This window comes from Planktothrix rubescens CCAP 1459/22 (genome assembly GCA_904830895.1).
GTDB lineage: Bacteria > Cyanobacteriota > Cyanobacteriia > Cyanobacteriales > Microcoleaceae > Planktothrix > Planktothrix agardhii.
Window position 1 is genome coordinate 4,345,807 of record LR882958.1, and the last position, 19,308, is coordinate 4,365,114.

The 19,308-nt window shown below is 37.0% G+C and carries 22 protein-coding genes; 15 read left to right on the forward strand and 7 right to left on the reverse strand.

Annotated elements, in window-relative coordinates; translation table 11 throughout:
- Window positions 1–319: 319 nt before the first annotated feature.
- Window positions 320–1,147, reverse strand: a complete 828-nt coding sequence (dapB, locus tag NMG86_RS19905; protein WP_026796341.1) for a 4-hydroxy-tetrahydrodipicolinate reductase — start codon at window positions 1,145–1,147, stop codon at window positions 320–322.
- Window positions 1,148–1,274: 127 nt separating this feature from the next.
- Here dapB and NMG86_RS19910 point away from each other — a divergent pair, with 127 nt between their 5' ends.
- Window positions 1,275–2,999 (forward strand): CHASE2 domain-containing protein, encoded by a 1,725-nt coding sequence (locus tag NMG86_RS19910; RefSeq protein WP_237747545.1) that lies wholly within the window; start codon window positions 1,275–1,277, stop codon window positions 2,997–2,999.
- Window positions 2,932–3,456 (forward strand): EAL domain-containing protein, encoded by a 525-nt coding sequence (locus NMG86_RS19915; RefSeq protein ID WP_237747546.1) that lies wholly within the window; start codon window positions 2,932–2,934, stop codon window positions 3,454–3,456. Before NMG86_RS19910 ends, NMG86_RS19915 begins: the two co-directional genes overlap by 68 nt.
- Window positions 3,457–3,923: 467 nt before the next feature.
- Here NMG86_RS19915 and NMG86_RS19920 read toward each other — a convergent pair whose 3' ends face one another.
- Window positions 3,924–5,111, reverse strand: a complete 1,188-nt coding sequence (locus NMG86_RS19920; protein WP_026796342.1) for an AAA family ATPase — start codon at window positions 5,109–5,111, stop codon at window positions 3,924–3,926.
- A gap of 179 nt (window positions 5,112–5,290) precedes the next feature.
- Here NMG86_RS19920 and NMG86_RS19925 point away from each other — a divergent pair, with 179 nt between their 5' ends.
- The gene (locus NMG86_RS19925) at window positions 5,291–5,941 is read left to right on the forward strand and encodes a DUF938 domain-containing protein (protein ID WP_026795907.1); all 651 of its coding nucleotides are present in this window, start codon (window positions 5,291–5,293) and stop codon (window positions 5,939–5,941) included.
- A 17-nt stretch (window positions 5,942–5,958) separates the two neighbouring features.
- Here NMG86_RS19925 and NMG86_RS19930 read toward each other — a convergent pair whose 3' ends face one another.
- Window positions 5,959–7,038, reverse strand: coding sequence for a helix-turn-helix domain-containing protein (locus tag NMG86_RS19930; RefSeq protein WP_043939635.1), 1,080 nt, complete (start codon window positions 7,036–7,038; stop codon window positions 5,959–5,961).
- 484 nt (window positions 7,039–7,522) lie between these two features.
- Between NMG86_RS19930 and NMG86_RS19935 the strand changes: the two genes are divergently transcribed.
- The 4 genes from NMG86_RS19935 (at window position 7,523) to NMG86_RS19950 (ending at window position 8,825) form a co-directional block, all read left to right on the forward strand.
- Entirely contained in the window at window positions 7,523–7,825 is a 303-nt protein-coding gene (locus NMG86_RS19935; RefSeq protein ID WP_026785449.1) for a type II toxin-antitoxin system HigB family toxin, read from the forward strand.
- Window positions 7,826–7,941: 116 nt separating this feature from the next.
- Window positions 7,942–8,352, forward strand: a complete 411-nt coding sequence (locus NMG86_RS19940; RefSeq protein WP_026785448.1) for a helix-turn-helix domain-containing protein — start codon at window positions 7,942–7,944, stop codon at window positions 8,350–8,352.
- A gap of 48 nt (window positions 8,353–8,400) precedes the next feature.
- Complete coding sequence (locus NMG86_RS19945) at window positions 8,401–8,619, forward strand: type II toxin-antitoxin system HicA family toxin (protein WP_026785447.1); 219 nt, start codon at window positions 8,401–8,403, stop codon at window positions 8,617–8,619.
- Window positions 8,616–8,825 carry a type II toxin-antitoxin system HicB family antitoxin gene (locus NMG86_RS19950; protein ID WP_026785446.1) on the forward strand — a complete coding sequence of 70 codons (210 nt, stop codon included), beginning with the start codon at window positions 8,616–8,618 and terminating at the stop codon, window positions 8,823–8,825. The genes NMG86_RS19945 and NMG86_RS19950 overlap by 4 nt, the downstream gene beginning before the upstream one ends.
- 71 nt (window positions 8,826–8,896) lie before the next feature.
- Here the strand turns inward: NMG86_RS19950 and NMG86_RS19955 are convergent, their stop codons facing one another.
- Entirely contained in the window at window positions 8,897–9,361 is a 465-nt protein-coding gene (locus NMG86_RS19955; RefSeq protein ID WP_026785445.1) for a DUF29 domain-containing protein, read from the reverse strand.
- 124 nt (window positions 9,362–9,485) lie between these two features.
- On the opposite strand from NMG86_RS19955, the gene bchI reads away from it, so the two are divergent.
- From bchI to NMG86_RS19975, 4 genes are all read left to right on the forward strand, one after another.
- On the forward strand, window positions 9,486–10,577 hold the full coding sequence (bchI, locus tag NMG86_RS19960) for a magnesium chelatase ATPase subunit I (protein ID WP_026796343.1): 1,092 nt from the start codon (window positions 9,486–9,488) through the stop codon (window positions 10,575–10,577).
- Between the two features lie 55 nt (window positions 10,578–10,632).
- On the forward strand, window positions 10,633–11,151 hold the full coding sequence (ruvC, locus tag NMG86_RS19965; RefSeq protein WP_026796344.1) for a crossover junction endodeoxyribonuclease RuvC: 519 nt from the start codon (window positions 10,633–10,635) through the stop codon (window positions 11,149–11,151).
- Window positions 11,152–11,157: 6 nt separating this feature from the next.
- A complete protein-coding gene (locus NMG86_RS19970) occupies window positions 11,158–11,532 on the forward strand; it encodes a hypothetical protein (RefSeq protein ID WP_026785442.1) in 375 nt (124 codons plus the stop codon).
- Window positions 11,533–11,618: 86 nt separating this feature from the next.
- Window positions 11,619–12,878: an aspartate aminotransferase family protein gene (locus NMG86_RS19975; RefSeq protein ID WP_026796345.1), complete on the forward strand. Its 1,260-nt coding sequence runs from the start codon at window positions 11,619–11,621 to the stop codon at window positions 12,876–12,878.
- Between the two features lie 101 nt (window positions 12,879–12,979).
- Here the strand turns inward: NMG86_RS19975 and NMG86_RS19980 are convergent, their stop codons facing one another.
- Together NMG86_RS19980 and NMG86_RS19985 are read right to left on the reverse strand one after the other, a co-directional pair.
- Window positions 12,980–13,159 carry a hypothetical protein gene (locus NMG86_RS19980; RefSeq protein ID WP_026796346.1) on the reverse strand — a complete coding sequence of 60 codons (180 nt, stop codon included), beginning with the start codon at window positions 13,157–13,159 and terminating at the stop codon, window positions 12,980–12,982.
- Window positions 13,156–13,500: a hypothetical protein gene (locus NMG86_RS19985; RefSeq protein WP_026796347.1), complete on the reverse strand. Its 345-nt coding sequence runs from the start codon at window positions 13,498–13,500 to the stop codon at window positions 13,156–13,158. The genes NMG86_RS19980 and NMG86_RS19985 overlap by 4 nt, the downstream gene beginning before the upstream one ends.
- A 158-nt stretch (window positions 13,501–13,658) precedes the next feature.
- On the opposite strand from NMG86_RS19985, the gene NMG86_RS19990 reads away from it, so the two are divergent.
- A complete protein-coding gene (locus tag NMG86_RS19990) occupies window positions 13,659–15,299 on the forward strand; it encodes a HAMP domain-containing protein (RefSeq protein WP_499103718.1) in 1,641 nt (546 codons plus the stop codon).
- 123 nt (window positions 15,300–15,422) lie between these two features.
- On the opposite strand, the gene NMG86_RS19995 is transcribed toward NMG86_RS19990, so the two are convergent.
- On the reverse strand, window positions 15,423–16,334 hold the full coding sequence (locus NMG86_RS19995) for an IS5/IS1182 family transposase (RefSeq protein ID WP_026788241.1): 912 nt from the start codon (window positions 16,332–16,334) through the stop codon (window positions 15,423–15,425).
- Window positions 16,335–16,396: 62 nt separating this feature from the next.
- Here NMG86_RS19995 and NMG86_RS20000 point away from each other — a divergent pair, with 62 nt between their 5' ends.
- The 3 genes from NMG86_RS20000 (at window position 16,397) to NMG86_RS20010 (ending at window position 19,262) form a co-directional block, all read left to right on the forward strand.
- Complete coding sequence (locus tag NMG86_RS20000) at window positions 16,397–16,906, forward strand: adenylate/guanylate cyclase domain-containing protein (RefSeq protein WP_026796348.1); 510 nt, start codon at window positions 16,397–16,399, stop codon at window positions 16,904–16,906.
- 109 nt (window positions 16,907–17,015) lie between these two features.
- Entirely contained in the window at window positions 17,016–18,473 is a 1,458-nt protein-coding gene (locus tag NMG86_RS20005; protein WP_026796349.1) for a mechanosensitive ion channel family protein, read from the forward strand.
- A gap of 150 nt (window positions 18,474–18,623) precedes the next feature.
- Window positions 18,624–19,262, forward strand: a complete 639-nt coding sequence (locus NMG86_RS20010; protein ID WP_026796350.1) for a Uma2 family endonuclease — start codon at window positions 18,624–18,626, stop codon at window positions 19,260–19,262.
- Window positions 19,263–19,308 lie beyond the last annotated feature (46 nt).

Here is a 19,308-nt window from a genome sequence, read left to right on the forward strand (position 1 = left end):
GATTTAAGAGGATTTCACGGATTTCACGGATTTTAATCTGTGTTAATCAGCGTCATCTGCTTAAATCCGTGTTCAAATTTTAATCTGTGTTAATCAGCGTAATCCGCTTAAATCCGTGTTCAGATTTTAATCTGTGTTAATCAGCGTAATCTGCTTAAATCCGTGTTCAGATTTTAATCTGTGTTAATCAGCGTAATCCGCTTAAATCAGTGTTCAGATTTTAATCTGTGTTAATCAGCGTAATCTGCTTAAATCCGTGTTCAGATTTTAATCTGTGTTAATCAGCGTAATCTGCTTAAATCCGTGATCCTATTGCCAATTATAAGATTTTTTCTAATCCATAAACCAAGGTTTTCAGGGCTAAGACTTTGCGAATCGCTAGTAGAACTCCGGGCATATAACAGGAGCGATCGCTAGTATCATGACGCAGGGTATAAATTTGACCCGCAGCCCCAAAAATTACCTCTTGATGGGCAATTAATCCAGGTAAACGAATACTATGAATTCTAATTCCTTCTCCGGCTTCGGCGCCTCTAGCCCCGGTGATTTTTTCGGTTTCTGTAACTAGGGGAGAATTATAGGTTTTGCCTAATTCTGCTAATAATTGCGCCGTTTGAATTGCAGTACCACTGGGAGCATCGGCTTTTTGATTATGATGTAATTCGATAATTTCAACATGATCAAAATAGCGAGACGCGGTGATTGCTGCTTGTTGTAATAATACCATGCCAATGGAAAAATTAGGAATCAGCAAACACCCCATACTGGCTTTATCGGCAAATTCGGCTAAGTCTTGAATTTGAGCCGGACTTAACCCCGTAGTTCCCACAACTGGACGCACGCCGTAGGCGATCGCAGCCCGAATATTGTCGTAAACTGAATCAGGATGGGTGAAATCTACCATCACCCCGGGCTGTTTTTCCTGGGCAGCCATGGCTAACATTCCCTCTCGGTCATTGGTAATCGGAACTTCCAATGGTTCAATTCCGACCAAAGTTCCCGCATCCTGTTCTTGATAAGCCAGGTTATGATCAATTGCCCCTAACAAGGTCATATCGGGAGATGCGGCGACCGCTTTAATCACTTCGCGGCCCATTTTTCCGCCAGCGCCATTAACAATTACAGGAATTGGAAGGGAATTAGTCATAATAAATTAAATAGATCTAAGTCAAAATTTCCAGTCACAGAAAAGATTTCGCGTAAATTATACCTAGAAGGGGCATTTAATTAAAATCATGCCCGGTATTTCGGTATTTGTATTTTACCTTAAATTCATGTTTTCTCGAAAGTTGCGTTTTCCCAAAACTTGGATATCTTCAGCGATGGCTAGAGATGAGGGAAAGGTCTTACCTTCCTTAGTCCGGTTATCCCCAGCCTTATTGACCAGTTTAATGGTTACGGTGTTTGTGGTCGGATGTCAAAAATTAGGCTGGTTAAAGCCGTTAGAATTAAGAATGTTTGATGCTTTAATTTGTTTGCGGTCTACTGCTGAACCTGATCCTAACTTATTAATTGTTGCTATTACTGAAGATGATATCCAATCTCAAAAACAATGGCCTTTGACGGATCAAGTTTTGGCAGAGGTTTTTGCTAAACTCCAACAACATCAGTCCCTGGTAATTGGCTTGGATTTATACCGAGATTTACCCCTAGAACCCGGGGTTGCCCAATTATCACAGCAGTTAAAAGCAGATAATGTTATTGTAATTACCAAAATCGGAAATTCTAAAAATCCCAGTGTGTCACCTCCTCCGGGAATTTCTCCTGAGCAGATTGGATTTAATGATTTAGTATTAGACCCGGATGGAGTGGTGCGTCGCCAGTTATTATTTGCTAGTGATCAAGATGATCAAACGATCTTTGCTTTTTCTTTACAACTAGCATTAGCTTACTTGAAAGCTCAGGGAATTGAGCCTAAAAATAATAGCCGATATCCTCAATATATGGAACTGGGAAAAACTATATTTTTCCCGTTAAAATCTGGAGATGGAGGTTATGCCAATATTGATGACCGAGGATACCAAATTCTTCTGAACTATCGCACTCCAGAAATTGCTAGAATTGTCAGTATAGGAGAGGTTTTATCAAATCAAGTTGACCCAAAATGGATTAAAAATAAAATTGTTTTAATTGGCACAACTGCTCCGAGTATTCCCGATGTTTTCTTAACCCCCTATAGTATTAAAGCTGGGGATGATTTTAAAATGCCTGGGGTACTAATTCATGCTCAAATGGTGAGTCAGATTATTAATGCTACCCTAATTTATAAATCTCCTAATCTATTATCCCAAGTTTTATATCCTTCAGATTTATTTAGGTTTGCGCCTCAATTTTTAGAAGTATTTTGGATAGGAATTTGGGCAATAGTAGGGGGGATATTGATCTGGGTAATTTCCCATCCTCTGAAGCAAGGTTTAGCTTTAATTATCGGGATTTTGGGTTTATTGGGAACTGGCTACGGGCTGTTTTTATTAAATATTTGGGTTCCTATTATTGCTCCTATTTTTTCCTTATTTTTGTCAGGAATAGGGGTAATTGGTTATAAACAAATTCATAATTCTTTACATGATATTTTGACCGGATTACCTAACCGTATTTTATTTTTAGATCGAGTGGGATGGGCAATTGCAAATACAAAAAATGATCAATCTCAATGTGCAGTTATGTTTTTGAATATTGATCGATTTAAGCGAATTAATGATAGTTTAGGATATGAAGCGGGAAATAAATTATTAATTGAGATTGTCCAAAGAATTAAATATTGTTTGAGAAATAAAGATATTATTGCTAGGTTGGGAGGGGATGAATTTGCGATTTTAATTGAACATTTAAAACCCCCTGAAAATGCCACTTTTGTCGCTAATCGAATTCAAAATACTCTCCTTTCTCCTTTTAACTTGAGTAATCATGATATTTTTATGACTTTAAGTATTGGAATTGCTTTCAGTCAGACAGTTTTTTCAGCCGGATTTAGTCGAACAAATTCAAGAGATTATTAAAACTTCAGGGATTAACCCCAATGGGTTAAGATTAGAAATTACAGAAAGTGTGTTAATGGATGATGTGGAGGCTACAATTTATCTATTAAAGCAGTTAAAATCCCTAGGGTTAAAATTGAGTATTGATGATTTTGGGACGGGGTTTTCTTCCTTAAGTTATTTACCTAGATTTCCCATTGATACACTTAAAATTGATCGGTCTTTTGTCGGACAAATAGAAGCAGATGAAGCGGGAGAAAATTTAGCCATTGTCCGCACGATTATTCGGTTAGCTCATGCGTTAAATAAAGAGGTAATTGCTGAAGGGGTAGAAACCGCCTATCAACTGGCACAATTGCGTTCTTTGGGGTGTGAATATGCTCAAGGTTATTTCTTTCTTAAACCTGTTCCTCCAGACATTGTAACGGCCTTTGTTGAGTCTAATCCTCAATGGGATAGCAACAGCCAAGACAGTTAGAACGCTACGCTAGATGCGATCGCTTTATAGCAGTTTCCCCAACTCGATCACATACTTTTTTGCAATCTAATAATTTAGGTTTATGATAATATTTTGTATGCCTTGAATAAAAACTTTAAAACTTTTAGATTTATTATCGGTCTCCAAATCGCCTAAAAACCAAGATTCTAGCTCATGACAAATAATCCTAATCATTGGGTTATTTTGTCCAGCAGTTTGACAAATTTGTAATAATTCGGCTTTAAGTTTTTGGCAATCATGAGAATCTTGATCATGAACTATGATAAATTGAGTATGGGGGCTGGTTTTGAAAGCTCTAATTTTAATAGCAATAGATTTAGCTAAGTCTTGTTTACCTTGATGAGCAATACAAATAAAGGAAATTTGCTCAGGTATGATTTTGGGTAAGATTTATTCTAAAACATTTTTTATAGAAGGTTCTTCTAATAAAAAAATCAAGTCATAACTCATGCAGGTGCAACCCCTTTAAACCAACCTTGATTCCATAAATAGCCAGGTAAATCCCCTTCTTCTACTAATTTTCTGAGGATTTCGTGATCTGAGGCTTTAGACATTTTAGTGATCCCTTTTTCTTTGATTAGCCAAAATATACTGTCTAAAGAAACTGCATTTAAAAAGTCAGGGGAATGGGTAGAAACAAAAACTTGTCCTCCTCTATTTGCATAACTAGCAAATTCTTCAGCAAGTTCGGTTAAAAGATTTGGATATAACTGGTTTTCTGGTTCTTCAACACAAAGTAAAGGGTGAGGTTTAGGATCAAAAAGCAAAATTAAATAGGCAAACATTTTCATTGTGCCATCAGATACATAACGATCAATAAATGGATCTTTAAATGCTTCATCTTGAAATTTTAAAATTAATCGCCCGTCTTCTGTGTCTTTTGCTTCCACTGTAGAAATACCGGGGATTCTTTCTTTTATTCTGGTTAATATGGTTTGGAAAATCTCAGGATGTTCTCGATATAAATATTGTGCAACAACCGCTATATTATCGCCTGTGGGAGAAAGATGTTCAGCATAAAGTGCATCTTTACTACCCCTTGATAGGCTAATATGGAAGTCGGAAACGTGCCAATTTTCGATTAGGGAGCGAAAAGCAGTAGCGGCTTTAAAACGTTGAAATTGTCCTAATCCTTTAATTGCTAAAATATCATTGGATTCTAGTTGTTGTTCTTCTCTTTTTAATTCTTCATCTGCTTGACTAAAATTTTCTTCATTGGTAATCGCATAACCTTTACCTTTACTAAAATCAAGGAAGTGATAGGGAGAGCCATATTCACCCCGTTTATAACGCAATATTTCTCTTTTGATCACGGCTTTTTGATTTTCTTGTCCCATAATCAATATATAAGTAACAAGTCGTTTTTTACCTAAAATATCCATCTGAAATTGTAGCTCTATTTCTATATCTTCTTTTTCTTTGCCTCTGGTAATAACTTCCTTGTAACCGCCTCGAATTTGGAGAGCTTGACGAATGTTATTTTTTAAAGCATCTCGCAAAAAACCAAAAATATCAAACAGAGTTGATTTCCCAGTACCATTAGCACCAATTAATACACAAAAAGCGGGAATATTATCTACTCTCAAATTTTCAAAAACTCGATAGTTTTTGACTCTGATACTGGTAATTTGCATAATTATATTTTACAAGTAAATTGACTAATAGTGATCTATTATATATTATTCCCCATTCCTCATCTTTACCAAATTGTTATGCGATCGCTCTCATTTCGCCAAAGATGACTTCGGTGACTCCTACTATATAATTCATTTAGACTTGCTATAAGCTGCATTACCCATTACCAATTAATAAAATGAATCATCTCAACGATGCTCGTCAATATGCCCCAGCAACAGAAAGGAATCAACAACCGATTTTAGAGGTATTAAAACGGGTACTTCCAGTTAATGGGACGGTATTAGAAATAGCCAGTGGTACGGGACAACACGCGGTATTTTTTGCCCCTGAGTTGAAACCGAGAAAATGGTTGCCATCGGAAGTTAATCCGCTTTTGCAAGCTAGTATTTTAGCTTGGGAAACCTATTTTCCTGCTGATAATTTATTTCCTCCTTTAGAATTAGATGTACATAAATCCGTTTGGTCAGTCGAAAATCCCGATTTAAAATTGCCCTTTTGCTTACAGGAATTTCCGATTACTGCCATTGTTAATATTAATATGATTCATATTTCCCCTTGGTCAGCTTGCCTAAAATTAATTGCAGGTGCAAATCGAATTTTACCATCAGGAGGAATTTTATATTTATACGGCCCCTATAAACAAAATGGCAAACACACCGCACCAAGTAATCAAGATTTTGATACCTCTTTACGGTTATCTAATCCAGAATGGGGCGTGAGAAATTTAGAAGAAGTTGTTGCAATTGCGGAATTAGAAAATTTCCGGTTAGTGGAAGTAATACCGATGCCAGCTAATAATTTATCCTTGATTTTTCAGAAAATATAGGATATAATTAAGTATAATTAAGTGATCGCATTATTCATCATTTCAGGAGGAGAAAAATCTAAGCCAATCTCAACTTCACTGGTTTTTGACTGTCTTCCGGGTATGGGATTTGTTTGTTCTTGATGGCGAGATTGGGGAGTTTTTTGTTCCAATAAATTTTGGATATCGGGGGGGAGAGTTACATCGGGAACATTTTGTTGAGATAACCAAGCAACTCCCCCCATAGAACCTGCTAAAATAGCCGCATAACCTAAATATAAATGGGCTGAATTGAGATAAAATTCTGAATCTACATCAACCTTAGAAGCAGACTTTCCTAGTTGTTGATTAAATTCCAAACAAGGAAAAGATGATGCCATTTTTCCCCCTTCTAATCCCAAAGCATTCGCCGCCCGATAAATAAACCCGCGAATATAAACATCTTCCGGTAAAGCCTCAAGTTTTCCCTCTTCTAAAGCCTCTAAATGATGCAAAGGAACCAAAGTAAAATAGTGCATTTGCTGTAATGTAAGACTATAGAATTCTCTAGCTTGACGCAATTCTATCCCAATTTCTTGTAAATAAATTTTTTGTTTTTCATGAATTTGCTGATTGATTTCTGCTTGATTCGGACGTTGATTTTTAGTTTTAGTTTTAGTTTTAGGAATATTATCTGATCCAGAAATAGTCGAAGTTTGTTCCGAAGATTCTACCGTTAAATCCGGTGCTTGATATCCCGCAACTAACCCCAGGGGAGAAACTACAACAGTTTGAACTTCTGTAGGAGTAGAAATATCTTGATTATTCGAGGGAATAGCAGTTACAGAAATAGAATGATTAGCAGAAGCAGACATCGTAGAAATAATAGTTGTTTCTTGTTTAGCCATTTGCTTTAAAGACAATTGAATCGCTTCTCGTCCCACAGCTTTAATCACAATTTCAGCTTTACTTGCCGCCTGTCCTAACATTTTTTGTAAACTTTTTAAAGCAATATTATAGACTTCACTACAATATAATTCCGCCTCAATTTGACGCACCAGGGAGCGTAAACCTTCAGGAGAGACTTCTACTGTTGTCGGTGCTGTCACACCAAAACCATTAACCGGATTTAGTTCCATAATTTATACCCCGCCTCCATACCAGCTATCTAAGTCATTTCTTCTATGGTTTGGTTGTGATTCCGGATGCGGAGGTTGTGAAAAAATCTTTTTTATCAAGATGTTTGAGTATTTTTTAACTGGATATGTAAAAATAAAAGTTAACATAACTCTCCCAAGTTTGCAACTTTTATTGAAGAAATATTGACAAATATCTAAAAATCTGGTTTACCGCCTCTTACCAATCACTTCCATAAGGTGCGTCAGTAACGAGCAGGGACTCTACGAGGTTGAAATCTTTGCCAGTCAGGGTTTTCGGCGTTTTCTGAAAAAACTTCAAGATCAAGGTTGCAGATTTATTCGCATTTTGCTAAGATTATTTTATTGATTAACAAACAAAACAACAAGGAGTCCTTGATATGAAAAAAATTTGTTTAAGAGGTTCTCCTAATGCACATTATTTCAAAATCCAAACTTAAACCGTTTTGGACAAAATACCCTAATAATGCACATTATTGCCAAATCCAAACTTAAACCATTTTGGATAAAATACCCTAAAGCTGAAACCAGTTTAAAAAGTTGGTATAAAATTACTGAAAAAGCTGACTGGAAAACCACTGCTGATGTGTGTTTAACATTCAGAACTGTAGATTTTGTAGGTAACTTTACGGTTTTTGATATTGGTGGCAATAAATATCGCCTAATTGCTTATATAGATTATGAATATAGGAAACTCTTTATTCGTCAGATTCTCACTCATGGAGAATATGATCAAGACAAATGGAAACAAGATAAATGGTATCAGTAAGCTAAAACTCTCATGCAAAAGTATGTTTTGTTGATGTTAAGCACTGATTAGGTAATAGAAATAGGGCAAACTCAGCCCTATTTCTATCAAAATTTCAAGTTTACACTCATTTAAAAATGTTAGTTTCTAATGGTTACATTGAATTACTCACAAATTTTCCTCCGCGTCCTATAACGTCTGAGGAAGAATTAGAATTGACTCAAAATATGATTGATCAATTATTAGATCAGGGGAAACTGAGTCAAGATGAAAAAGACTATTTGAATGTGTTAGGTGCTTTAGTTTATGAATATGAACAACAGCAAGAACCCATTCCTGATATTTATGGAGTAGAATTGCTCAAGAGTTTAATCGAAGATAATGAATTACGTCAAAAAGACTTAGTTTCAATTTTTAAAACTGAATCCATCGTCTCGGATATTTTAAACGGAAAACGAGAACTAACGAAACGACATATTGAAGAATTAGCTAAATTTTTTCATGTTTCTACTGCTGTTTTCTTCCCTAGAAATTCAATTAGGAAGTAGATGAAAATTTTGGGTTAAGGAAATTGTCTGAAGGAGGAAAATAAATTCGTGCCAAAGAAAATTCGAGAAATAAAAGCTATGCTACTTAAAGCGGGATTTTTATATCGTTCCGGTAAAGGAAGTCATACTGTATGGAATCATTCTTTATTAGAATATGGTCTAACTATTTCTGGGAAAGATGGAAGTGATGCAGATCGTTATCAAGAACGAGATGTTAGAAATGCACTTAGAGATTTAAAACAGTTACAACAGGAGGATGAACAATGAACTCTCAATATAGTATTTTAATTCAATGGTCAGACGAAGATCAAAAATATGTGGTGAGTTTACCTGAATTTGGGCCTTATGCTCATACTCATGGGGAAACCTACGAAGAAGCCTTAAAAAATGGTCAGGAAGTATTAGAACTTTTAATTGAAGATTATCAGGCGAGAGGAAAAGAACTTCCTAAGCCTTTAACAATTCAAGTCTAGTTAATCTTCATATTTTTCATGTTTCTCCGGCGGTTTTCTTCCCTAGAAACTCGGTTTATTAGTTAGGGATTTTAACCATAAAAATCTTCATCTAAAATTTGTTCAAGTGAAAATGGACAAATCTGAGGATATTCTTCTTGATTAGGAATACGAACCCCAAATTGAGCACGTTTTCCTTCTTTAATCGCTAACCGACGACCATCAATATAAGCCGTTTCCAGGGCAGTTTTTAAATAAGATTTTAAAGAAGGAGTTTGTTGCAATTGCTTTTGAACACGCTGACGATGTTCATCAACGGAATTATACCAACTTCCCTTGATCATTTCCGGTGCATCTTTTTGAACCCTTAGCTTGAGTAAATGCGCCAGCAAAACCATCAAATTACTTTCTAGGCGATTTTTTTCCGATTTTCCCAACTCGGTTAACTCCTCAACTAAATGTTCCATATCCACAGCAGCAAAATTGCCTTGTTCTAACTGTTCAATTGTTTGCTGAAGCCAAAGTTGAAAATCTTTTTCATAGAGATGTTTAAGCATTTTTCCAACCCTTTAAAGTTAATTCAAGAACCAATGACAGCAGGCGGTTGACGGATGATTGAACCCATTGTCCCCCAAATGTGTAAAAATAAATTACGGTAATATTGGAAATTGAGAGTAAATTGTGATTTCAACTGTCGTCACGCCAAAAGATACACAAACAACGGTCAACCTGTCTCGTCGTCCTGTTTTTCCCTTCACCGCAATTGTCGGCCAGGAAGAAATGAAACTGGCTTTAATTTTAAATACTATCGATCCTAAAATCGGTGGTGTGATGATTATGGGCGATCGGGGGACGGGAAAATCCACCACTATCCGCGCCCTAGCGGACTTACTACCCGAAATTGAAGTCATCGCCGATGACCCCTTCAATAGCCATCCCACCGATGCAGACTTGATGAGTGATAACGTCCGCGAACGTCTGAGTCAACATCAGGATATTCCCGTATCTCGGAAAAAAGTCCCGATGGTAGATTTGCCTTTGGGGGCCACGGAAGACCGGGTTTGTGGTACAATTGATATTGAAAAAGCCCTATCTGAAGGGGTGAAAGCCTTTGAACCTGGACTTTTAGCCAAAGCAAATCGGGGGATTTTGTATGTGGATGAAGTCAACCTCCTCGATGATCACTTAGTTGATGTCTTGTTAGACTCGGCGGCCAGTGGTTGGAATACCGTGGAAAGGGAGGGAATTTCTATTCGTCACCCGGCGCGGTTTGTGTTAGTAGGTTCGGGAAATCCCGAAGAAGGAGAGTTACGTCCGCAATTATTAGATCGGTTTGGAATGCACGCCGAAATTAGAACCGTAAAAGAACCGAATTTACGAGTTAAAATTGTTGAAGAAAGAACCGCTTTTGATCAAAATCCTGAAGTTTTTTTAGAAAAGCATATTAACGACCAACACCAATTACAACATAAACTTGTAGAAGCTCAAACCCTTCTTGCTTCTGTAGAAATTGATTATGATTTACGAGTTAAAATTTCTCAAGTTTGTTCGGAATTAGATGTGGATGGTTTACGCGGAGATATTGTTAGTAACCGAGCGGCAAAAGCCTTAGCTGCTTTTGAACAACGAACGGAAGTAACCGTCGATGATATTCAACGGGTGATTACTTTATGTTTGCGTCATCGTTTACGCAAAGATCCTTTGGAAACAATTGATTCTGGTTTCAAAGTTCAGAAGGTTTTCCGTCAAGTTTTTGGTTTACCTGATGCCTAGTTAGTGATTGACAAAAAATGGTGCGTGGGCTGCTGGCTGACGCACCTTAAATTTTATGAAAAAAATAATTTTAGGTTTTGATCCGGGTTTGGCAATATTAGGATTTGGAGCAATAGAGTGTGAAATTGATGATCAAACTCAAAAACAAAAATCTGTTTCTATGATTGATTTTGGAGTAATTAAAACCCCACCTAAAACCGAATTAGGCAAGCGTTTATGTATTATTTATGAGGATTTAAACCAGTTATTAACCCATATAAAACCCGATTTGGCTATTGTGGAAAAACTGTTTTTTTATCGCATGGCAAATACCATTGCTGTTGCTCAAGCAAAAGGAGTGTTATTATTGGTTTTGGCTCAACACCAGATTCCGTTAATTGAGTTTACTCCAGGTCAAGTTAAAAAGGCTTTAACGGGACATGGCAATGCGGACAAATATCAAGTTCAAGAAGCTGTTGCTAGGGAACTGAATTTAACAGAAATTCCTAGACCTGATGATGCTGCGGATGCTTTAGCCACCGCATTAACAGCTTGGTTTGATCCTGATATAATTTTTCAGTATGAATTAATTTGATAATTTATGATAATCCTAACTTCTCAAGAAATCGCTCAATTTCGCTCGCAATTAGCTGAATATTCCGTTGCTTTAGAAGCCTTAGATAGAATTGAAAATTGTGAAGGAGATCTCGAAGATGCCGCCATTGAAATGGCAATTTATGTGGGTCAGTCGCCCGATACTTCGGAAAATTGGTTAGATGGTTTAGCCAAACGATATCGAGTGAGTTTGTGCAATAAAGACCTGCGGGAAGAATTAATTCAAGGCAATATTAAAGCCATGGTAGAATCTCTAATTGCTGAAAATCAATGTCCAGCCCTATTAATTACTCCGGTTGTCATTTATGCGGTGAAATCGGGAATTGAGCAATTTTGTCAACCTTTAGAATATAAATTATAGGGATTTGGTAACAAAACCAACCCCGGAAACGAAGATTTTACCCTAAAATTTAGAAATCAAACACAAACCGAATTTAGGAGTAATTTATGAGCCCAGAAACCTTAGTCAAAGAAGCGCCTGTTACCAGCGATTTTAGTATTGATGACTTTAATTCCCATGTCATGAATACCTACGCCCGTTTTCCCATTGCCTTAGAGCGGGGAGAAGGGTGTCGGGTTTGGGATACCAATGGCAAAGAATACTTAGATTTTGTGGCGGGAATTGCCACTTGTACCCTGGGACACGCCCATCCAGTGTTAATTGAAGCGGTCACCAAACAAATTAAAACCTTGCACCATGTTTCTAATTTATATTATGTTCCCGTGCAAGGAGAATTAGCGAAATGGTTAACAGATCATTCCTGTGCAGATAAGGCTTTTTTCTGTAATTCTGGAGCGGAAGCTAACGAAGGAGCGATTAAATTAGCCCGGAAATATGCCCATGATAAATTAAATATTGAAGATCCGGTTATTATTACCGCCCACGCCAGTTTTCATGGTCGAACTTTAGCTACAATTACTGCTACTGGACAACCTAAATATCAAAAAGGTTTTAGTCCTTTAGTGCCAGGTTTTGTTTATGTTCCTTATAATGATATTGATGCTTTAGAATTAACAATTGCTGAAGTCGATAAAGATGGGCGACGGGTTGCAGCTATTATGTTAGAAGCCTTGCAAGGAGAAGGCGGTGTCCGTCCTGGAGATATGGCATATTTCCAACGAATTCGGCAAATTTGCGATCAAAAAGGCATTCTTTTAATCTTAGATGAAGTTCAGGTTGGCATGGGTCGCAGTGGTAAATTATGGGGTTATGAAAACTTAGGAATTGAACCGGATATTTTTACCTCCGCGAAGGGTTTGGGCGGTGGTATTCCCATCGGGGCGATGATGTGTAAAGCTTTCTGTGATGTTTTTGAACCTGGAAGTCATGCCTCTACCTTTGGCGGAAATCCTTTTGTTTGTGCTGTGGCGTTGGCTGTTTGTCAAACTTTAGAAAGAGAAAATATTCTGGAAAATGTACAGAAACGGGGTGAACAACTTCGCAGTAAATTAACAGAAATTGCTGAAAAATATCCTGATTTAATTGCTGATGTCCGAGGCTGGGGTTTAATTAATGGTTTGGAATTAAAAGAGGATGTGGAATTAACTTCTCCCCAGGTCGTAAAAGTAGTAATGGAAGCGGGTTTATTATTAGTTCCGGCTGGCCCGAAAGTGTTACGTTTTGTGCCACCTTTAATTGTGACTGAGGAAGAAGTTAATTTGGCGTTACAAGCAGTTGAAAATGCCTTAAAACAGTTAACGGCTTAATTTCACTAAATTCCCTATTCTTCTTTCTTTGACCGAGAGAAGGTAGGGAAAATCAAATCATATTTGACAGTTTTCTGAAATAGTTATGGCTAAATATTTAATCAATTCTTAGTTTTTTTTGAACGATAACGATACAGAGCAGAAGCATTCATTTGGATTTCTAACTGGGAAATAAGATTATCCAAAATAGAAATCCCTGCATCTGCTCGTTGGCAAACTTCCTGAATTTTAACAGATGTTTGTTTAACTTTTTGTAAATCGGGTTGATGTTTTTTAGTCATGGCAAATTAAAGTTACTCCTTTCTTCTCTAATTGTAGCTTGTGCTCTGGCTATTGTGACTATTGCGTCCTCAATAGAACGAGTCAGCGGCTCCAGCATAGCAGAATTAGGAATCGGCTGTGATTCAGCCATTCTGACCATCAGGGTATAAAATCGGGAATAGTAGGTATTTGCCCTTTGCCGAATATTATCGAGATCTTCTAAGGCGATAAGAGTGGTTTCCGTGTCAGAATAGGTTTCCATGATTACAAAACTGGTTTCTGTGGCATGGTTAATAACCACTAATAACTGCCTTTGTAATTCTAAAACCGTTGTTGTAAGTTCTAGGGGAAGTGCAACCATTGATAATTAGGAAAGTAACAATCAAGATATGTCAGCTTTAATTATGACATATTGTGTTCTGAATTTTTAAGTTATACTCCATTGGGAGGTAAACTTTATCCTAATCTTTTTTAATTATGCGATCGCTCACCTCTGTCAGTATCAAATCCAAATTGATCATGATGCTGCTAGCCGTCAGCAGTTGTTCAATTTTAGTAACTGCTTATTTAGGGTATCGGAGTGGAAAATTAAATCTAACACACCGAGTCTTTAATCAGTTAACGAGTGTTCGCGCTTCCAAAGCTTACCAAATTGAATCCTACTTTAAAAATATTCGCAATCATACCCAAACCTTGAGCGAAGATCCAGCAATAATCGCGGCGATGCAAGAATTTGCAACGGCTTATCCTCAACTCCAAACTATTAATATTACACAGAGTTTTGACCCCAAGTTAATCGCTTACTACCGTGACAAATTTCTTCCCCGCCTCACCCAAACTGAAGAAGGTTCACCGATTTTAGAATCCTATCTACCCAAAACAATCGCTTCGCGCTATTTACAATATTATTATATTGCTGATAATCCCCATCCCGTGGGTAAAAAAGAGGCCTTAGATTATGCCAAAGATGGGAGCGAATATAGCAAAATTCATGCTCGCTATCACCCTATTTTTCGCAATATTATTCAGAAGTTTGGTTATTACGATATGTTCCTGATTGATCCCCAAGGAAATATCGTTTATACCGTTTTCAAAGAAACTGATTTTACAACTAATTTGGAAAACGGCCCCTATCAAAATACTAATCTCGCTGATCTATTTCAGAAGGTAAAAGAAGCACAATCAAAGGACTATGCCACAATAATTGATTTTCAAGCTTATGCTCCTTCCTATGGCGCTCCAGCCGCATTTATCGCGGCTCCTATTTTGAATCAATCTGAGCTAATTGGGGTGTTAGCTTTTCAACTTCCAGTTAATGAAATTAATCATGTGATGACGGGTAATCAGCATTGGGAAAGCGATGGTTTAGGTCAAACCGGAGAAACTTATTTAGTCGGACGAGATACCTTAATGCGTTCCATTTCCAGGTTTTTAGTACAAGATCCAAAAGGCTATGCTAAAGCTTTGAGATCCCTAGGAATGAGTGAGGCAGAAATCAACCGAATCAATCAATATGGTACGTCTATTTTACAACAATATGTGAGGACAGAAGCCGTTGCTGATGCGTTAAATGGTAAGCAAGGAACTCGAACTATTAGAGACTATCGAAACATTCCGGTTTTGAGTTCCTTTGCACCCCTTCGCATTGATGGATTAGACTGGGTGATTTTATCAGAAATAGATATATCAGAAGCTTATGCTCCGATTTATTCCTTTCGGAACCAAATTCTAATTTCAGCGACATTACTAATGTTAGTAATAACATTAATAGCCATGGTTTTAGCTAATTTATTTGTAAACCCGATCAATCAACTGATTAAGGGAACCCGCAAAATTTCCGCAGGACAACTTGATGCAATCGTACCTTTAGAAACAGAAGATGAATTTGGAGAATTAGCAAAATCCTTCAATAAAATTGTACGGAGTTTACAGGATCAAACCTTACTGGTAGAACAAAAAAATCAGGAAAATGAAGAATTATTGTTAAGTCTTTTTCCTACTTCAGTAGCAAAACGGTTTCAACGAGGAAACAAAGATATGGCTGAAGAACTATCAAATGTTGCTGTTTTGTTCTCCGATTTAACCGGATTTTCTAAACTATCTAGCTCCTTAAGTGCCAATAGATATCTCCGAAAATCCCCAAATGCCATCTATCGCTAATTTTTGAACCTCTAGCACTCCTGTGCCGGGTTCTCCCAAAGTAACGGATTTATAGGCTTTTTCAGTTACATTAATAATAATTAATGAATTTTATCTCTGATATTCAATCATTTTTTACAAGAATTATGGGCAATTCTTAGATGATAATACAATCGCTCCTATTCGCCATCTTATTAGTCCACATACTGTCAAGATTACTGCTTCATAATTTTCCCTCTTTAACCGAAATCTTTCTGAAGCAACTCGATAAATTTTTATCAGTCTTATTAAATGTTCGACTACAATCCTTTGTTTGGCTTTTAACCGATTTTCTTCTCGATGTTCAAGCGATATTTCTTGATTTCTCGGTTTCTTATGTGGTGTATTAATTGCTGTTTCCCCTACATAAGCTTTATCCCCTCTGTATTTTTGATTGTTCCCCAATTCCTCGCTTCTTTCTCTCCACAATTTTAGATCGCTTGTTGCTCCGGTATAACCCACTACTACATCCACTATTTCTTTCCCATTTGGCATGACAATCACTTGATTTTTAAACGTATGTGTTTTTTTCTTTCCTGAGTAATATTTTTTCTGCTCTTCATTGTCTGTTGGTCTTTGCATGGGCTGTTCATAGCTATCTACTATTAACTCAAATTCCAGCAGAATTTTTTCTACCCACTCCCAATCACTCTCGTTTTTTTTTACTTGCTCAACTAAACTCGCTGGTAGTAATTCTCTGAAGATTTTTATCCAGTTATGGAAAATATCATTCGCTGTTGATTCACTCACTTCAAACTGTAACCCTAACATTTGAAATGTGGGCATCTGATGCAGATAAATTAGAGTTAGTAATATTTGTTCATCCACAGATAATTTCTGGCGACGACCCCCACCTGCTTTAATCAACCTGATTTTAGTTTTTTCTTGTTCCTGTCGTTTTTCTTGTTCTAATAACTCCGCAGCTTGAATGAGTTCTATCAACTGTTCATATTCCATCCCTAATAGCCTTTTTGCTTGCTGGGGATTCTTGTCCAGATACTCTCTTAAGTTACTCATCTCTTATTGGGGTAAAATCCAATTTTACCATCTTGCTATCCTTCCCAATTTATATTTTGGAGATGTCTAATGAATCCGTCGCCATTTTAAATGATTTATTCACCGCATTTGATGAAGTTGCTGAACGGTATGGGATGGAAAAAATTAAAACAATTGGAGATAGTTATTTAGCCGTTTGTGGGCTTTCAATTCCTTATCTTGATCACGATAAACGCGCCCTTGATGTTGCCTTAGAAATTTTGATTGTTGTACGCCGATTTAGTCATGAACGGGGATTATCCTTGAATATTTCAATTGGTATTAACGCTGGGGATATTATTGCGGGAATTGTGGGTCGAAATCGCTGTATTTTTGATGTTTGGGGTGATACGATTAACCTGGCTACAGCCCTGAAAAATGCCTGTCCACCCGGCAGAATTTTAGTATCTCAGACCGTTTATCGTCGGCTTCAGGATCTTTATCAGTTTGAGCCAATATCGGAGAAAGAAGTTAATGGTAAACCTAAATTGAATGGGTGGTTATTGAAAAGTAAACACTCACCGATTGAAGTTGAGAGCTTGGGAATTTTATGAATAAGTTTATAGACATTTTAAACCGAATCTTGAAAGCTGAAAGCTAGACCGTACACCTGTCTTTTCCTCCGGTTTTCCCTATTCCCTGTCCCCTGTTCCCTGCTATACAATGAACTCTACAATTATTCAAAGTAATTTATTTATTTGGTCAATTACCCTTGCGGTTGGGTTTCCTTTTTTGATTATCGTTCTGGGGGAAATTATCCATCGATTAAAAAAACGGGGTAAACCTCTAGCAACCACTTTACAGGTAGTGCGAAATTTGGTTTTACCTGTGCTTGTGTTCTTGCTGTTTATGCAGTATGTTCTCAAACTTGATCATAATAGCAATTTAATCAGAACAGTGCAAACGTTGTTGTGGATTTTCGTGATTCATGCTGCACTTTCTCTACTGAATGTTATCTTGTTTGAACAAGCAGAAGCTGATACTTGGCGAGCTAGATTTCCTAAACTTCTGATTGATCTTTCTCGACTATTTTTGATTTTGGTGGGAACTGCGATCGCATTGTCAAGTGTTTGGAATGCAGATCTGGCAGGTTTAGCAACCGCATTGGGGGTTAGTTCTATCGTCATTGCTTTAGCCCTTCAAGATACATTGGGCAGTATTATGTCAGGAATTGCACTGCTATTTGAGCGTCCATTTACCGTTGGAGATTGGTTAAAAGTAGGAGATACGGTCGGACAAGTTATTGATATTAATTGGCGTGCAGTGCGCCTACAAACCTTTGATCGGGAAATGATTGTAATTCCCCATAAAGTGATTGGTGGAGAAACCATTCATAATTTTAGCCAACCCTTACGCCTTCATGGAGAACGGATTCAAATTGGGTTTTCCTATAATGATCCACCGAATTTAGCCAAACAAGTTTTAAAAAGCACAGCCCTTTCAACTCAGGGAATTTTAAGCGAACCCGAACCGCAGATTTTTACCCTTTCTTATGATGATTCTAGTGTAACTTATGAGGTAAAATTTTTTATTGAAAACTATAGCGAATTGGAAAAAATTCGGGATCGGTTTATGACTCGAATTTGGTATGCAGCCCAACGCAATAATTTAAAAATTCCCTTTCCAATTCGGACGTTATATCATGTTCGTGGATCGAATTCTCCAGGAGAAGATCCTTCTAAGAAATTTGCTGAAAGCCTACAATCAATTCCGGTATTTGTGCCTCTCAAAAAAGAACAAACTAACCTAGATAACCTCTCTCAAGGGGTTATGCTTCATCACTTTGGTACAGGGGAAAAAGTAATTCAGCAAGGCTATCCAGGTAACGATCTCTATATTATTATTTCAGGAAAAGCCCTTTTAACAATCCCGGATGCGTGGGGAACTGAATGCGAAGTATTGTCACTGAAAGCAGGAGAATTTTTTGGGGAAATGGCTCTTTTTTCTGGTGAACCTAGTACGGTTTCTGTAACTGCTATTGAAGATCTCGAAGTGATGATCTTTTCTTCGATTATTGTTAATCAAATGATTGAACGTCAACCGAGTTTTGCTCGTGAGATTGGTCAAATTTTAGAAGTTCGGAGAAAGGCAATTCAGGCAGTAAAACAGTCCAGTGTTTAATTGAATGGAGGCTAAATTCTATCCGTCATCCTTAGCAGACCCGCGCTCAAAATGGTGTTGATGACATTAGATGCTCAATCCCCTTACAATTTCTGCCCTTGCCTCATAATTGATTTGAGGTTATCCTAAATAGATGGAGGTAAACCCGCAATGATTACAAAAACTTTACTTTTACCTGAACAACGCACGGTTTTAAATCAAGTCAGTTGGCAAACATTTATTAATTTATTGGACGATTTAGGGGATAACCGCGTCATTCGTTTATATTATGATCAAGGAGTATTAGAAATTATGACTCCATTAGGAGAACATGAAAATAATAATCGGTTTATTGAGTGTTTAATTGGTGTGATTGCAGATGAATTAAACTTAAATCTTAAAAGATTTGGGTCTTTGACGTTAAAACGAGAAGAATTATTAAAAGGTGCAGAACCCGATTCTTGTTATTATTTAGAAAATGAACCCTTAGTCAGACATAAACAGAATATTAATTTAGAATCAGACCCGCCTCCTGATTTAGTTTTAGAAATTGATATTACTAGCAGTTCTTTAGATAAACAAACGATTTATGCTGCTTTTGAAATTCCCGAATTATGGCGTTATAATGGTCAGAAATTAGAGGTTTTTGTTTTAGATAAAACAACTCAATCCTATCAGAACTCAATTCAAAGTTTACATTTTCCTTGGCTACCTTTAGAAGTTATTCCCCAATATATTCGTCAAAGTTTAAGGGATGGGGAAACCGCAACCTTAAAATCTTTTAGAACTTGGGTTAGAAAGTTGACCTAAGTAGTTCAAAAATCATCTAAACTTACTTATATTTACATAGCCCATC

Bases quoted from the DNA above. Each gene is read 5' to 3' on its own strand.
- dapB (WP_026796341.1), bottom strand. From the start codon at position 1,147: ATGACTAATTCCCTTCCAATTCCTGTAATTGTTAATGGCGCTGGCGGA.
- NMG86_RS19910 (WP_237747545.1), top strand. From the start codon at position 1,275: ATGTTTTCTCGAAAGTTGCGTTTTCCCAAAACTTGGATATCTTCAGCG.
- NMG86_RS19920 (WP_026796342.1), bottom strand. From the start codon at position 5,111: ATGCAAATTACCAGTATCAGAGTCAAAAACTATCGAGTTTTTGAAAAT.
- NMG86_RS19925 (WP_026795907.1), top strand. From the start codon at position 5,291: ATGAATCATCTCAACGATGCTCGTCAATATGCCCCAGCAACAGAAAGG.
- NMG86_RS19930 (WP_043939635.1), bottom strand. From the start codon at position 7,038: ATGGAACTAAATCCGGTTAATGGTTTTGGTGTGACAGCACCGACAACA.
- NMG86_RS19935 (WP_026785449.1), top strand. From the start codon at position 7,523: ATGCACATTATTGCCAAATCCAAACTTAAACCATTTTGGATAAAATAC.
- NMG86_RS19940 (WP_026785448.1), top strand. From the start codon at position 7,942: ATGTTAGTTTCTAATGGTTACATTGAATTACTCACAAATTTTCCTCCG.
- NMG86_RS19950 (WP_026785446.1), top strand. From the start codon at position 8,616: ATGAACTCTCAATATAGTATTTTAATTCAATGGTCAGACGAAGATCAA.
- NMG86_RS19955 (WP_026785445.1), bottom strand. From the start codon at position 9,361: ATGCTTAAACATCTCTATGAAAAAGATTTTCAACTTTGGCTTCAGCAA.
- ruvC (WP_026796344.1), top strand. From the start codon at position 10,633: ATGAAAAAAATAATTTTAGGTTTTGATCCGGGTTTGGCAATATTAGGA.
- NMG86_RS19970 (WP_026785442.1), top strand. From the start codon at position 11,158: ATGATAATCCTAACTTCTCAAGAAATCGCTCAATTTCGCTCGCAATTA.
- NMG86_RS19975 (WP_026796345.1), top strand. From the start codon at position 11,619: ATGAGCCCAGAAACCTTAGTCAAAGAAGCGCCTGTTACCAGCGATTTT.
- NMG86_RS19980 (WP_026796346.1), bottom strand. From the start codon at position 13,159: ATGACTAAAAAACATCAACCCGATTTACAAAAAGTTAAACAAACATCT.
- NMG86_RS19985 (WP_026796347.1), bottom strand. From the start codon at position 13,500: ATGGTTGCACTTCCCCTAGAACTTACAACAACGGTTTTAGAATTACAA.
- NMG86_RS19990 (WP_499103718.1), top strand. From the start codon at position 13,659: ATGATGCTGCTAGCCGTCAGCAGTTGTTCAATTTTAGTAACTGCTTAT.
- NMG86_RS19995 (WP_026788241.1), bottom strand. From the start codon at position 16,334: ATGAGTAACTTAAGAGAGTATCTGGACAAGAATCCCCAGCAAGCAAAA.
- NMG86_RS20000 (WP_026796348.1), top strand. From the start codon at position 16,397: ATGTCTAATGAATCCGTCGCCATTTTAAATGATTTATTCACCGCATTT.
- NMG86_RS20005 (WP_026796349.1), top strand. From the start codon at position 17,016: ATGAACTCTACAATTATTCAAAGTAATTTATTTATTTGGTCAATTACC.
- NMG86_RS20010 (WP_026796350.1), top strand. From the start codon at position 18,624: ATGATTACAAAAACTTTACTTTTACCTGAACAACGCACGGTTTTAAAT.